We start from the raw sequence: 13463 nt of genomic DNA, 5'->3' as shown, positions 1-13463 counted from the left end.
CCTGCTCGGCACCCCGGCGCCAAGGACGACAAGGCGACGAGGGGTGCCGGAAAGTCACCTCCCCCCACCCGACCCGGTCGACCGGTGGTGGGGGGGGGAGAGAGGCGACCTCTGTCAGGACTCGACGGCCGTCGCCGTCGCGGTGGCCGGCTGCGGGTGCACGCAGTGCCACCGGTGTCCCGCCGCGTCCTCGGTCGCCGGGGGGAAGGCGGTGGCGCAGGTCTCGTCCGCCTTCCAGCACCGCGTCCGGAACGGGCAGCCCGAGGGCGGGTTGGTCGCGGACGGCACCGGACCGTGCAGCACGATCCGTTCGGGCCGCTCCAGCAGGCTCGGGGTGGCGGAGAGCAGGGCCTCCGTGTACGGGTGGCGGGACTCGCCGGAGACCTGGGAGGCGGCTCCCTCCTCGACGACGCGGCCCAGGTAGAGCACGGCGATGCGATCGGCGAGGTAACGGACGGTCTGGACGTCGTGGGAGATGAAGACCATGCCCAGGCCGAGGCGGGCGCGCAGGTCCACCAGGAGATTGAGGATCTGGGCGCGTACCGACACGTCGAGGGCGCTGGTGGGCTCGTCGGCGACGATCAGTTCCGGGTCCAGCGCCAGGGCGCGGGCGATGGCCACCCGCTGGCGCTGGCCGCCGGAGAGCTGCCCGGGCAGCGCCTCCAGCGTGTGGCCCGGCAGGCCCACCAGGTCGAGGAGTTCCCTCACCCGCGCCTCGCGCTGCTCCGGGGTGCCCCGCCGGTGCACGTCCAGCGGGTCGCGGACGATGCGGCGGACCGAGAGGCGCGGGTTGAGCGCCGTGGCGGGGTCCTGGAAGACCACGCCGACCGCCGGGCCGAACCGCTCGCGCCGCGCGGCCGGGCTCATGCTCCACAGGTCCGTGCCCTGGAAGGAGACCGTGCCCTCGGTCGGCCGCTGGAGGCCGGTGACGACCCGGGCCAGGGTCGACTTGCCGCACCCCGACTCGCCGACCAGGCCGAGGATCTCGCCCCGCCGGATCTCCAGCGAGACGTCGGTCAGCGCGTGCACCGCGTCCTTGCGGAACAGGCCGCCGCCGCGCGCCCGGTGGCGTACGTGGACACCGTCCAGCCGGACCAGGGGAGCGGTCGCGGGGTCCTGCGGTGCGGTCATCGGGCGCTCTCCAGTCGCTCGGTCTGCGGGTGGGCGGTCGCCGGGTGGTGGCAGGCGACGTGGTGGTCCCGCGCCCCCGCGCGTGCGGCCGGGGCGGGCGGGGTGGTGGCGCACAGCTCGGTGGCGGCGGCGCAGCGCGAGGCGAAGCGGCAGCCGGGCCCGAACGCCTTGGGCGCGGGCACCACGCCACGGATCTGGTGGAGCCGCTCGGCGCCGGACTCCAGTGAGACGACCGAGCCGAGCAGGCCCCGGCTGTAGTGGTGGGCGGGGTCGGTCAGCAGGGAGCGGGTGCCGCCGGCCTCGGCGACCTGACCGGCGTACATCACCGCGACGCGGTGGGCGAGGTCGCCGACCAGGGCCAGGTCGTGGGAGACGAGGACCATCGCGAAGCCCAGTTCGTCGCGGAGCCTGACCAGCAGTTCGACGACCTGGGCCTGCACGGTGACGTCGAGCGCGGTGGTCGGCTCGTCGGCGATGAGCAGGCGCGGGCCGCGCGAGAGGGCCATGGCGATCAGGACGCGCTGGCGCTGGCCGCCGGAGAGCTCGTGCGGGTAGCTGCGCAGGGTGCGGGCGGGGGAGAGGCCGACCAGTTCCAGCAGTTCGGCGGGGGTGCGGGTGCCGCCCCGGGAGGTGAGCCGCTTCAGCTGGGTGCCGATGAGGACGGACGGGTTGAGGGAGGACATGGCGTCCTGGTAGACCATCGCGATCTCCGGCCCCATCAGGGCGCGCCGCTCCTTGGCGGTCAGCGTCAGGAGGTCGCGGCCCCGGTAGAGGATCTCCCCCTCGACCCGCGCGTTGCGGGCCAGCAGGCCCATGACGGCGAGGCTGGTGACCGACTTGCCGCACCCCGACTCGCCGACCAGGCCCAGCGTCTCGCCCTCGCGGACGGTGAAGTCGATGCCGTCCACGACGCGGGTGTCGCCGTACCGGTCCGGGAAGCGGATGGTGAGATTCCGTACGGTGAGGAGCGCGGGGGCGTCCTCGGGGAGCGGGGTGACGGCCGGGTCGGTGGCGGACAGGCGGGTGGCGAGCGCCGCCAGGGCCGCGTCCACCTCGTCGGCGTCGGCGGCGGGAGTCGCGGCGGCCGGCTCCTGCCCGGTGTCGTCGCCGCCGGTGCGGGACCTGTCCGGGGAGGCGGCGGCGTCCGTCATCCCCTCGGAGAGGACGTTGAGCGCGAGCACCGTCAGGAGCAGGCAGAGGCCGGGGAAGAGCGTGGCCCACCAGCCGCCCGAGAGCAGCAACTGCCGGCCGTACGCCAGGACGCTGCCCCAGCTGGGGTCGGGGTCCTGCACGCCGGCGCCGATGAAGGAGAGGCTCGCCTCGAAGATGATGGAGTCGGCGACCATCACGGTGGCGAACACCAGGACCGGGGCGGCGCAGTTGACGGCGACGTGCCGGGCGACGATGTGGCCGCGCCGGGCGCCGATGACCTGCTCGGCGGCCACGTAGTCCTCGCCGTACTGCTCCAGCACGTTGGCCCGGACGACGCGGGCCAGGGAGGGCGTGTAGACGAAGGCGATGGTGAAGATGATGACCGGCACGCTGGGGCCGAAGACGGCGACCAGGACGGCGGCCAGCGCGATCGGCGGGAACGACATGACGATGTCGAGGGTGCGCATGACGCCCTCGTCGGCGAGTCTGCGGGAGGTCGCGGCCAGCGCGCCGAGCAGCGAGCCGAGAATCAGGGCGAGCAGCGTCGCGCCGAGGCCGATGACGAGGGAGTACCGGGCGCCGTGCACCACCCGGGCGAAGACGTCACGGCCGGCCCGGTCGGTGCCGAACCAGTGGTCGGCGCCGGGCGGCTGGGCGGGGACGCCGGTGGCGAGCGGGTCCTGGGTCAGGAGCGGGGCGAGGACCGCGCCCAGCACGACCACCACGAGCACGCCGAGGGCGACGCGGGAGGGCACGGGCAGGCGGCGCAGGCGGACGCCGGGCCGCGCCAGCCGCTTGGCGAGGGAAGTGGGGGCGAACATCACACCGTCCTGATGCGCGGGTTGACGAGCAGGTAGAGCAGATCGACGACGACGTTGACCACGAGGAAGGCGACCGCGATGGTGAGCACCGTGCCCTGCACGAGCCCCACGTCGCCCCCGGTGACCCCTTCGAGGATCAGCTTGCCCATGCCGGGCAGGTCGAAGATGGCCTCGATGACGACGGCGCCGCTGAGCATGTAGCCGACCTTGACGCCGAGCACGGTCAACGGCGTGACCAGGGCGTTGCGCAGCACCGACCGGATGATGAGGAAGGGCGGCAGGCCGCTGCCGCGTGCGGTGCGCACGTAGTCCCGGTCGAGTTCGGAGACCATCGAGGTGCGCACCAGCCGGGCCAGCGAGGCGGCGACCGGGAGCGCCAGGGCGACCGCCGGGAGCGTCATGCTCTCCAGCCAGCCGGGGAAGGAGTCCGCCGGGTTGACGTAGCCGCCGGTCGGAAAGAGGCCCATGGCGAGGGCGAACTGCTGGATGAGCAGCACGCCGAGCCAGAACGAGGGCAGCGCCACCCCGGCCATCGACAGGACGCGGAAGACCTGGTCGGGCCAGCGGTCCCGGTACATCGCGCTGAGGACGCCCGCGGTCAGCGCCAGGGCGACGGCGAGCGCGAGGCCGAGCAGGGTGAGCTGGAGGGTCAGCGGGAACGCGGTGGCGATGCGGTCGGCGACGGGCTGGCTGGGCGGCACGGTGACCCCGAGGTCGCCCCGCAGCAGATCACCGAGGAAGGCGAAGTACCGCACGAAGAGCGGGTCGTTGAGGCCGTGCGCCTCGGCGAAGGCGGCGCGGGCAGCCGGGCCGGCGGAGTCGCCGAGCGCGTTGTACGCGGGGTCGGCCGGCGAGAACTGGAGGACGACGAAGACCAGCAGCGTGATGCCGAGGACCATCACCGGCATGATCGCGACGCGGCGCAGCGCGAGCCGGAGGAAAGCAACCATCCTGGGTTTCCTAGGGATTGGGGCGAGGGCCGCCGCCGTGGTGAGGCGGCGGCGGCCGACGGGCCGGGGCGGTGGGGCTCAGGCGCGGCCGACGCCGACGAAGGAGAGCCCGGTGGTGGGCAGCGGCTTGAACCCGCTCAGCGCGCCGGAGTGCCAGGCGGTGGGCAGCTTGCGGTGGAGGACCGGATAGAGGGCGGCCTCCTCGGCGACCAGGTCGGTCACCTCGCCCCACAGCTCCTTGCGCCGGCCGGCGTCCGCCTCCCGGGCGGCGCGGTCCAGGAGCGACCTGGTCTTCTTGTAGACGGGAGAGCCGGCCCACCCGTACCGCTTCTCCGGCCAGAACCCGTAGTAGAACCAGCGCAGCAGCAGGTCCGCGTCGTTGCCGAAGACGGAGGGGTCGCCCGGGGCGGCCAGCACGTCGAAGGTGCCCTTGTCGACCTTGGCGTACTGGGCGGGGGACTGGGCGATGTCGAGACGGGCCTCGATGCCGGCCTCCGCCCAGCTCTCCTTGAGCAGCGGGGCGATGTCCTTGACCCAGCCGGTATCGGTGACCAGCAGGGTGAAGGAGAGCTTCCCGGCTCCCGCCTCGGCGAGGAGCTTTTTCGCCTTGGCCACGTCGTGCCGGTAGACGGTGGCGGCCTTGTGGTAGTCGGGGTGGGTGGGCGGTACGTAGCCGCTGGCGGCCTCGGCGTTGCCCAGCAGCGCGGTCGAGATGATCTTCTCGGTGTCGAGGGCGTAGTGCAGGGCCTGGCGCACCCGCTTGTCCGCGAACCGCTCGTCCGCGCAGTTGAACATGAGGAAGAGCAGCCCGAAGGACTGGACCGACTCCACCGTGTTCTCGCCGGTGATCCCCTTGACGTCGATGTAGGGGACGTCCTCGATGGCCTGGACCCGCCCGGACTCCAGGGCGCTGACCCGGGCGGACGGGTCGGACATCAACCGCCACACCATCTTCCCGGCCTTGGCGGGGTGCGGCCCGTTGTACCGGTCGTACGCCTCCATGACGATCTTGTCCTCGCGGACCGCCTGGACGAAGCGGTAGGGGCCCGAGCCGACGGGCGCGGCGTCGAAGCCCTTCGGGTCGGCGCCCGCGATCTTCTCCGGCACCACCCGCACCACCGATATGCGCGAGGGGAAGAGGGCGAAGGGGTGCTTGAGCTTGAACTCGACCGTCGAGGCGTCGACGGCGGTGACCTGGTCGATGAAGGGCACGAACTGCGCCATCAGGGAGGCGTTCTCCGGGTCCAGGACGCGTTCGAAGCTGAAGACCACGTCCTCGGCGCGGACCGGGGAACCGTCGTGGAAGGTCGCGCCCTTGCGGAGGGTGGCCCGGTAGGTGGTGGCGTTGATCTTCTGGGGCATCTTGGTGGCCAGCGCGGGCCGCGCGGTGAGCGTGGCCGGGTCGAGGTCCACCAGCCCCTCGAAGATGTGCATGTTGGCGGCGTACGGGGTGGCGCCGGAGGTGATCATCGGGTCGAAGCCCGTGGAGAGCGGGTACGAGAGACCGGCTTCGATAGTGTCACCGCCGGCGTCCGACCCGCCGGAGGCCCCTTGGCTGGAGGCCGGACCGCCGCAGGCCGTGAGGCCGGCGGTGACCGCGGTGGCCACACCGATGGCACCGGTGTATCTCATGAAGGTGCGGCGGTCGACGCCAACTGCGTTGCGCGAGGGCAAGGGGTCCTCCAGAAGGAAGATGAGGGATGGTCGAACGGAGAGGAGGCGAGACGGTCGGCGCTCCACCAGGCACATCAGACGTCTGATGTATGATGCTCAATAACAGGGGAACGTAGCTTGCCGAATGAAAGGGGTCAAGAGGTGGCGGTGGGACAGGAGGCGGCGGGGCATACGGTGCCTGGGCCCAAACCGGCACGACAGTCGCTGCGGCAGGAGGTCGTGGACGGCATCAAGGGCTACATCCTGCGCAACCAGCTGCGCCCCGGTGACCCCCTGCCGAGCGAGCCCGCCCTGTGCGAGGCGCTCGGAGCCAGCCGGTCCAGCGTGCGCGAGGCGATCAAGATCCTGGCCGCGCTCGACATCGTCGAGGTGCGCCACGGCCACGGCACCTACGTCGGCAGGCTCAGCCTCTCCGCCCTCGTGGAGAGCCTGACCTTCCGTGGACTGCTCAGCCCCGACGACGACTTCCAGGTGATGTCCGACCTGGTCGAGGTGCGCGAGCTGTTCGAGCGGGGCATGGCCGAGCGGCTCGTCGCCGCCCCCGACCAGGAGCAGATCGACCGCCTCGCCGCGCTGGTCGAGGAGATGCGCAAGGCCGGCGGCGGCAAGGGTGACGGCTTCGTGGAGGCCGACCGCGCCTTCCACGCCCTGCTGGTCGCCCCGCTCGGCAACGACCTCATCGGCCAGCTGTCGATGGCGTTCTGGGACGTCTACGTGATCGTCGCCCCCCATCTCGACGTCTTCACGCACGAGCACGAGGAGGCGACCATCGCCAACCACCAGCGCATCGTCGACGCCATCCGTGACCGCGACCCGGTCGAGTTCGCGACGGCCCTGACCGAGCACTACGCGCCGGTGAAGCAGCGGATCGCGGAGGCTCGCGCCCGCCGCTGACCGGCCCGTACGGACGACGAAGGCACCCCTCCGTCCGAGGGGTGCCTTCGTCGTGCTGTGGGGCGGCCGTCGGGAGCCGATGCCGGACGGCCGGGCGAGTGGGGGCACTTGACGGTCGGCGTCCGGGTCTCTAGTGTCCCGGAATCAAGGACATCAGACGTCTGACTTCCTGGTGTGGGAGTCGGCCTCGCCGGTTCCCCCCTCCCCACGCCTCCGCTCGCAGCGGCGCGTCACGCGCCCGCCTCACCCAACGGGCCCCTCATGCCACTCACGGACCTCACCCTCGCCGAGTGCCTCGCGCTCCGCCCCGACCTCGACGAACCCGCCGGCCTGGACGCCTTCTGGCAGCGGACCCTGGACACGGCGCCCGCCCACCCCACGCCCCCGCGCTTCACCCCCGTGGACACCGGACTGACCCAGGTCACCACCTACGACGCCGTCGTCCCGGGCTTCGCCGGAGAACCCGTCCGGGGCTGGCTCCATCTCCCCGCCGGCGCCCGTGAACCGCTCGGCTGCGTGGTGGAGTTCCTCGGCTACGGACGTGGGCGCGGCCTGCCGCACGAGCAACTGCTCTGGGCGGCCGCCGGGTACGCCCACTTCCTCATGGACACCCGGGGCCAGGGCTGGTCCACCGCCGCCGGGGAGACCCCCGACACCGCCTCGCTCTCCGGCAGCGTGCCCGGCTTCCTCACCCGGGGCGTCGAGAGCCCCCAGGACCACTACTACCGGCGGGTCTTCACCGACGCCGTGCGCTGCGTGGAGGCCGTCCGCGCCCATCCCGCCGTCGACCCGGCCAAGGTCGTGGTGACCGGTGTCAGCCAGGGCGGCGGCATTGCCCTCGCCACGGCCGCGCTCGTCCCCGGCCTCGCCGGCGTCATGCCCGACGTCCCCTTCCTGTGCGACATCCGGCGCGCCGTGCGCCTCGCGGACCGGCCGCCCTACACCGAGGTGGCGGACTACCTCCGCCTGCACCGCGACCGGGCCGCGACCGTCCTCGACACCCTCTCCCACATCGACGCGGCCCTCCTCGCCTCCCGCGCCACCGCTCCCGCCCTCTTCTCCATCGCCATGATGGACGAGGTCTGCCCGCCCTCCACCTGCTTCGCCGCCTACCACCGGTACGGCGGCCCCAAGGACCTGCGTGTCTACGAGTTCAACGGACACGAGGGCGGCGGCGCCCACCACCGGCGCGCACAACTCACCTGGGTCCGGGAGCTGCTGACCGCTCCCGGACCGGCGACCGCCGGCGCTCCCGACGCCCCGCACGACGCCCAGCTCGCCTGATCCGCCCACCGAGAAGAGGTCCGTCCATGCAGCGCCGCACCCTCCTGGCCGTACTCCCCGCGACCTTCGCCCTGCTCACCGCCACCGTCCCCACCGCCCAGGGCGCCACCGCCGACTTCACCTCGCAGGACATCGCCACCGCCGGCACCGGCTCCCCCCACTACCGCATCCCCGCCCTCACCAGGACCACCAAGGGCACCCTGCTCGCCGCCTACGACGCCCGGCCCACCCTCGCCGACCTGCCCGGCAACCTCGGGATCGTCCTGCGGCGCAGCACCGACGGCGGCGCCACCTGGCAGCCCCAGCAGATCGTCCGCAAGGACCCCGCGCCCCAGGGGTACGGCGACCCCAGCCTCCTCGTCGACCGGGAGACCGGGCGCATCTTCGTCTTCTACGCGGCCTCCGTGAACCAGGGCTTCTTCGGCTCCGCCACCGGCAACGACGAGAACGACCCCGACGTCCTCCAGGCCGACTACAGCTACTCCGACGACGACGGCCTCACCTGGCACCACGAACGGATCACCGCCGACATCAAGAACCCCGCCTGGGCCGGCATGTTCGCCGCCTCCGGCGAAGGCATCCAGCTGCGCCACGGCACCCACAAGGGCCGCCTGATCCAGCAGTACGCCATCCGGAACAACGGGGCCAACTACGCCGTCAGCGCCTACAGCGACGACCACGGCGCCACCTGGCGGATGGGCACACCGGTCGGACCCGGCGGCGACGAGAACAAGACCGTGGAGCTGTCCGACGGCCGCGTCCTGCTCAACAACCGCTCCGCGCCCTACCGCACGGTGGCGTACTCCACCGATGGCGGCGTCACCTACACGCCCTTCCAGCAGGACACCGAACTCCCCGACCCCGCCAACAACGGCTCCCTCACCCGCTTCGCACCGGACGTCCCCGCCTCCCACCCGCGCGCCTCCTGGCTGCTCTTCAGCAACACGGCGACCACCGGCAGCCGCAGCAACCTCACCGTCCGCCTCTCCTGCGACAACGGGGAGACCTGGCCCGTCCGCAGGACCGCCGAGGCAGGCTCGGCCGGCTACTCGACCCTCACCCCGCTCAGCGACGGCACCGGGGCAAACCCCCGCGTCGGCATGGCCTGGGAGCGCGCGGACTACCGGCACATCACCTACTCCTCCTTCGACCTGCGCTGGCTCGGCGGCGTCTGCGCCCCGGTCACCGTCACCCCGCCCGCCGCCCTGCCCGCCGGGACCACCACCGAGGTCACCATCCGCGTCGTCAGCCAGAACGACGTGGACCTTCCCGCCGGCACCGTCTCGCTCTCCCTCCCGCAGGGCTGGACCGCCCCCGCCGTCACCCTCCCCGCGCTCAAGCCCGGCCAGGGCGCCAACGTCAAGATCCCCGTCACCGTCCCCGCCGGCACCACCGCCGGCGAGGTCCGGGCCACCGCCACCTACCAGGTGCGCGGCTCCCAGCACGCCTACGGCGACACCACCCTCACCGTCACCACCCCCTGAACCCCCCCCCCGGCCCGCCCGCCCCCGCGTGCGGCGGGCGGGCAGCCTTTCCGTACCACGTACCACCCTCTCGCACAGCCCAGGAGTCCTCATGTCCCCGTCCCAGCCCCTCCGCGGCGTCGTCCCGCCCGTCTGCACCCCGCTCGACGCGGCCGGCGAGGTCGACACCGCCTCGCTCGCCCGGCTCGTCGAGCACCTCGTCGGCGGGGGAGTGCACGGGCTGTTCGCCCTGGGCTCCAGCAGCGAGGTCGCCTTCCTCACCGACCCGCAACGGGAGGTGGCCCTGCGGACGGTGGTCGAGGCCGCCGCCGGGCGCGTCCCCGTCCTCGCCGGCGTCATCGACATGACCACCCCGCGCGTCCTCGCCCACGCCGAGGCCGCCCGCGCGGCCGGCGCCGACGCCCTGGTCGCCACCGCCCCCTTCTACGCCCGCACCCACCCCCGGGAGACCGCCCGCCACTTCCGCACCGTCCGCGACCGCTCCGGCCTGCCGCTCTACGCCTACGACCTCCCCGTCTCGGTCCACAGCAAGCTCTCCCCGGCCCTGGTCCGCGAACTCGCCGAGGACGGCACGCTCGCCGGCCTCAAGGACAGCAGCGGCGACGAAGGCTCCCTGCGCCGGCTCCTCGTCGCCCTCGGCGGCCGGGACGGCCGCGCCGAGGGACCCGCCCCCGCCTTCAGCATCCTCACCGGCTCCGAACTCACCGTGGACGCCGCCCTGCTCGCCGGCGCCGACGGCGTCGTCCCCGGCCTCGGCAACGTCGACCCCGCCGGCTACGTCCGCCTCTACGACGCCGTACGCGCCGGGGACCTGGACCGCGCCGTGGCCGAGCAAGAGCGGCTGGTCGCCCTCTTCGACCTGGTCGACGCGGGGCCCGAGGGCGAGATGGGCCGCAACTCCTCCGCGATCGGCGCGTTCAAGCACGCCCTGCGCCTGCTCGGCGTCGTCGCGCACGGCACCACCGCCGCACCCCAGATCCCGCTGGACGGGACGGCGGTCGCCCACGTCGAGGCGCGGCTGCGCGCGGCCGGCCTGCTCCCCGTCCGATGACGGCCCCGCACCACCCGGGCCCGGTGGTCGGCCTCGACCTGGGCGGCACCAAGATCGCCGCCGCCCTGGTCGCGCCCGACGGCACCGTCCTCACCCGGCGCACCGACCCCACCCCGGCGACACGCGGCCCGGCAGCCGTCCTCGACGCCCTCGCGTTCGCCGCCCGCGCCGTCGGGGCGGCCGGGGCCACCGCGATCGGGGTGGCCGCCGCCGGAGTGATCGACCCGGCCACCGGGACCGTGGTCAGCGCCACCGACACCATCCACGGCTGGGCCGGCACCGCGCTCGGGCCGGGCCTCACCGCCCGTACCGGGCTCCCCGTCGCCTGCGACAACGACGTCCGTGCCGCCGCCGCGACCGAACTGGCGACGCTGCCCGGCGAGGCCGTCCTGCTGTACGCCGCCGTCGGCACCGGGGTGGGCGGCGCCGTCGCCACCTCGGGCCGGCTGCTCCACGGCACCGCCGGCGTCGCCGGGCACCTCGGCCACCTCCCCAGCCCCGAGGCGGCCGGACTGCCCTGCACCTGCGGCGCGACCGGCCACCTGGAGGCCGTCGCGGCCGGGCCCGCCATCACCGCGCACTACCGGCGCACCAGCGGCGAACCCGCCCCGTCCCTGCACACCGTCGCCGCACGCGCGGCCCACGGCGACCCGCACGCCACCTCGGCGATCACCCACGGCGCCCGGGCCGCCGGCCGCGCCCTGGGCGGCCTCGCCAACCTGCTCGCCCCGCACCGCGTCGTCGTCGCCGGCGGCGTACCGCACATCGGCCCGCTCTACCAGGACGCCCTCCGCGACGCCTTCACCGCCGAACTCATGCCACCCCTGCGCGGACTGCGCCCCGCCCCGCCGCTCGCCGGGGCCGACGCCGCCGTCCTCGGCGCGGCAGCCCTGGCCCGCGCCCTGCCCCCGACCCACGCCGCCACCACCGGAGCCCCGTCATGACACCCCGCCGGCCCGCCTCCCCGCTCACCGCCCTGACCGGCCGCCTGATCGTCTCCTGCCAGGCCCCGCCCGGCGACCCGATGCGCGACACCGGCACGCTGGTCCGCATGGCCCGCTCCGCGCAGGCGGGCGGCGCGGCGGCGGTCCGGGTCAACGAACCGGAGGTCGTCGCGGCCACCGCCGCCGCCGTGGACCTCCCCGTGATCGGCCTCTGGAAGGACGGCGACACGGGCGTCTACATCACCCCGACCGTCCGCCACGCCCTCGCCCTCGTGGACGCCGGGGCGGCGATCGTCGCGGCCGACGCCACCGCCCGCCCGCGCCCCGACGGCAGTACCTTCGCCGACCTGGTCGCCGCCGTCCACGCGGGCGGCGGGCTCGTCATGGCCGACGTCGCGACGGCCGACGAGGGACGCGAGGCCGCCGCCCAGGGCGCCGACCTCGTCTCCACGACCCTCTCCGGCTACGCACCGGGCTCTCCCCGGCAGACCCTGCCCGACCTGGAACTGGTCGCCGCACTGGCCCGGTCCGTCGAGGTCCCCGTCGTCGCGGAGGGACGGATCGCCACCCCGGAGCAGGCCGCCGCGGCGCTGGCGGCGGGCGCCACCAGCGTGGTGGTGGGTACCGCGATCACCGCCCCCACCGCCCTGACCCGGCTGTTCGCGGCGGGTCTCACGCCCTGACCGCCCGGCACACCCGACCGACTCACGAACCGGTGGAACCAGCATGGAAGTTGTCATCGTCGAGGACGCCGAGGCGGGCGGCGCCCTCGTGGCCGAGGCCGTCGCCCGGCTGCTCGCCCGCAGACCCGACGCCCTGATCGGCGTCGCCACCGGCTCGACCCCGCTCCCGGTCTACGAGGCGCTCGCGGCCATGGCCCGGCGCGGCGAGGCGGACCTCTCCCGCGCCCGGATCGCCCAGCTGGACGAGTACGCCGGACTCCCGCCCGGGCACCCCGAGTCCTACCGCTCGGTCCTCGCCCGCCAGGTGCTGGAGCCCCTGGGCATAGCGGCGGACTCCTTCCTCGGACCCGACGGGAGCGCCGACGACCCCGCCGCGGCCTGCGCCGCGTACGAGCGGGCGCTCGCCGCCGCCGGCGGAGTGGACCTGCAACTCCTGGGGATTGGCACCGACGGCCACATCGGCTTCAACGAGCCCTGTTCGTCGCTCTCCTCGCGGACCCGGCTCAAGACGCTCACCGAGCGGACCCGCGCCGACAACGCCCGCTTCTTCGGCGGCGACCCCGGCCGGGTGCCGCGCCACGTCCTCACCCAGGGCGTCGGCACCATCCTGGACGCGCGCCACCTGGTCCTCCTAGCCACCGGCGAGGCCAAGGCCGAGGCGGTGGCGGCGACGGTCGAAGGACCGCTCACCGCGAGATGCCCGTCCTCCGCCCTCCAACTCCACCCGCACGCCACCGTCGTCGCCGACGAGGCAGCGGCCTCGCGCCTGGAACTGGCCGCCTACTTCCGCTCCGCCTTCGCGGCCAAGCCGGCCTGGCAGGGCATCTGACGGACGGGCCGGCCCGGCCTGAGCCGGGCCCGGCCCACCCGGCGGACGCCCCGTCAGTACTCCACCCGGTCCCCCTTCGCCACCCACGTGTCGAACGGCCGGGTCCGGTCGGGGAGGTCCAGGTGGGCGACCTCCAGGGGCCAGTCGGCCTGCGGCTTCTTGTCGAACAGGTCGTAGAAGGCGCGGTCGTCGAAGCCGGCCACGGCGGCGTCGTGCCGGTCGGCCGCGTAGACGAGGCGGTCGACGCGGGCCCACAGGGCGGTCGAGAGGCACATCGGGCACGGCTCGCAGGAGGTGATGAGGACGCAGCCCGCGAGGGAGAAGGTGTTCAGCTCCTTGCAGGCGGCGCGGATCGCGCTGACCTCGGCGTGCGCGGAGGGGTCCAGGGTGGCGGTGACCTGGTTGTGGCCGGTGGCGACGACCTGGCCGTCCTTGGCGATCAGGGCGCCGAACGGGCCGCCGCCGCTGCGCGCGCTGTCGGTGGCCAGGGATATCGCCTGCTCCATCCAGGCGCGTTCCAGGGCGCGGACGCCGTCTTCCTGGGCGTGGGTGAGGGTCATCGTTCT

The 13463-nt window shown here is 74.1% G+C and carries 12 protein-coding genes; 7 read left to right on the top strand and 5 right to left on the bottom strand.

The window, feature by feature from the left end:
* Positions 1-114: 114 nt before the first annotated feature.
* From IF45_RS0101935 to IF45_RS0101920, 4 genes are all read right to left on the bottom strand, one after another.
* On the bottom strand, positions 115-1131 hold the full coding sequence (locus IF45_RS0101935) for an ABC transporter ATP-binding protein (RefSeq protein WP_030305093.1): 1017 nt from the start codon (positions 1129-1131) through the stop codon (positions 115-117).
* A complete protein-coding gene (locus tag IF45_RS0101930; protein WP_030305089.1) occupies positions 1128-3104 on the bottom strand; it encodes a dipeptide/oligopeptide/nickel ABC transporter permease/ATP-binding protein in 1977 nt (658 codons plus the stop codon). The genes IF45_RS0101935 and IF45_RS0101930 overlap by 4 nt, the downstream gene beginning before the upstream one ends.
* The gene (locus tag IF45_RS0101925; RefSeq protein ID WP_030305087.1) at positions 3104-4054 is read right to left on the bottom strand and encodes an ABC transporter permease; all 951 of its coding nucleotides are present in this window, start codon (positions 4052-4054) and stop codon (positions 3104-3106) included. The genes IF45_RS0101930 and IF45_RS0101925 overlap by 1 nt, the downstream gene beginning before the upstream one ends.
* A 78-nt stretch (positions 4055-4132) precedes the next feature.
* Positions 4133-5686, bottom strand: coding sequence for an ABC transporter substrate-binding protein (locus IF45_RS0101920; RefSeq protein ID WP_051720662.1), 1554 nt, complete (start codon positions 5684-5686; stop codon positions 4133-4135).
* A gap of 183 nt (positions 5687-5869) precedes the next feature.
* Here IF45_RS0101920 and IF45_RS0101915 point away from each other — a divergent pair, with 183 nt between their 5' ends.
* The 7 genes from IF45_RS0101915 (at position 5870) to nagB (ending at position 12897) form a co-directional block, all read left to right on the top strand.
* Positions 5870-6622: a FadR/GntR family transcriptional regulator gene (locus tag IF45_RS0101915; protein WP_037637511.1), complete on the top strand. Its 753-nt coding sequence runs from the start codon at positions 5870-5872 to the stop codon at positions 6620-6622.
* A gap of 261 nt (positions 6623-6883) precedes the next feature.
* Complete coding sequence (locus IF45_RS0101910) at positions 6884-7906, top strand: acetylxylan esterase (RefSeq protein WP_030305081.1); 1023 nt, start codon at positions 6884-6886, stop codon at positions 7904-7906.
* Positions 7907-7932: 26 nt separating this feature from the next.
* On the top strand, positions 7933-9390 hold the full coding sequence (locus IF45_RS0101905; protein WP_030305078.1) for an exo-alpha-sialidase: 1458 nt from the start codon (positions 7933-7935) through the stop codon (positions 9388-9390).
* A 91-nt stretch (positions 9391-9481) separates the two neighbouring features.
* Positions 9482-10441: a dihydrodipicolinate synthase family protein gene (locus IF45_RS0101900; protein WP_030305076.1), complete on the top strand. Its 960-nt coding sequence runs from the start codon at positions 9482-9484 to the stop codon at positions 10439-10441.
* On the top strand, positions 10438-11385 hold the full coding sequence (locus IF45_RS0101895) for an ROK family protein (protein ID WP_030305074.1): 948 nt from the start codon (positions 10438-10440) through the stop codon (positions 11383-11385). The genes IF45_RS0101900 and IF45_RS0101895 overlap by 4 nt, the downstream gene beginning before the upstream one ends.
* Entirely contained in the window at positions 11382-12068 is a 687-nt protein-coding gene (locus tag IF45_RS0101890; RefSeq protein WP_030305072.1) for an N-acetylmannosamine-6-phosphate 2-epimerase, read from the top strand. The genes IF45_RS0101895 and IF45_RS0101890 overlap by 4 nt, the downstream gene beginning before the upstream one ends.
* 43 nt (positions 12069-12111) lie before the next feature.
* The gene (gene nagB, locus IF45_RS0101885; protein ID WP_030305069.1) at positions 12112-12897 is read left to right on the top strand and encodes a glucosamine-6-phosphate deaminase; all 786 of its coding nucleotides are present in this window, start codon (positions 12112-12114) and stop codon (positions 12895-12897) included.
* A gap of 53 nt (positions 12898-12950) precedes the next feature.
* Here the strand turns inward: nagB and IF45_RS0101880 are convergent, their stop codons facing one another.
* A complete protein-coding gene (locus IF45_RS0101880) occupies positions 12951-13457 on the bottom strand; it encodes a nucleoside deaminase (RefSeq protein WP_010639477.1) in 507 nt (168 codons plus the stop codon).
* Positions 13458-13463 lie beyond the last annotated feature (6 nt).

Origin of the sequence: Streptomyces albidoflavus, assembly GCF_000719955.1 — a bacterium.
In the GTDB taxonomy this organism is placed as follows: Bacteria; Actinomycetota; Actinomycetes; order Streptomycetales; family Streptomycetaceae; genus Streptomyces; species Streptomyces albidoflavus.
The sequence above is the reverse complement of the archived record's forward strand: the minus strand, read 5'-3'. Positions and strand labels throughout refer to the sequence as shown.

Bases quoted from the DNA above. Each gene is read 5' to 3' on its own strand.
- IF45_RS0101890 (WP_030305072.1), top strand. From the start codon at position 11,382: ATGACACCCCGCCGGCCCGCCTCCCCGCTCACCGCCCTGACCGGCCGC.
- IF45_RS0101920 (WP_051720662.1), bottom strand. From the start codon at position 5,686: ATGAGATACACCGGTGCCATCGGTGTGGCCACCGCGGTCACCGCCGGC.
- IF45_RS0101930 (WP_030305089.1), bottom strand. From the start codon at position 3,104: ATGTTCGCCCCCACTTCCCTCGCCAAGCGGCTGGCGCGGCCCGGCGTC.
- IF45_RS0101935 (WP_030305093.1), bottom strand. From the start codon at position 1,131: ATGACCGCACCGCAGGACCCCGCGACCGCTCCCCTGGTCCGGCTGGAC.
- IF45_RS0101895 (WP_030305074.1), top strand. From the start codon at position 10,438: ATGACGGCCCCGCACCACCCGGGCCCGGTGGTCGGCCTCGACCTGGGC.
- IF45_RS0101905 (WP_030305078.1), top strand. From the start codon at position 7,933: ATGCAGCGCCGCACCCTCCTGGCCGTACTCCCCGCGACCTTCGCCCTG.
- IF45_RS0101910 (WP_030305081.1), top strand. From the start codon at position 6,884: ATGCCACTCACGGACCTCACCCTCGCCGAGTGCCTCGCGCTCCGCCCC.
- nagB (WP_030305069.1), top strand. From the start codon at position 12,112: ATGGAAGTTGTCATCGTCGAGGACGCCGAGGCGGGCGGCGCCCTCGTG.
- IF45_RS0101925 (WP_030305087.1), bottom strand. From the start codon at position 4,054: ATGGTTGCTTTCCTCCGGCTCGCGCTGCGCCGCGTCGCGATCATGCCG.
- IF45_RS0101900 (WP_030305076.1), top strand. From the start codon at position 9,482: ATGTCCCCGTCCCAGCCCCTCCGCGGCGTCGTCCCGCCCGTCTGCACC.
- IF45_RS0101880 (WP_010639477.1), bottom strand. From the start codon at position 13,457: ATGACCCTCACCCACGCCCAGGAAGACGGCGTCCGCGCCCTGGAACGC.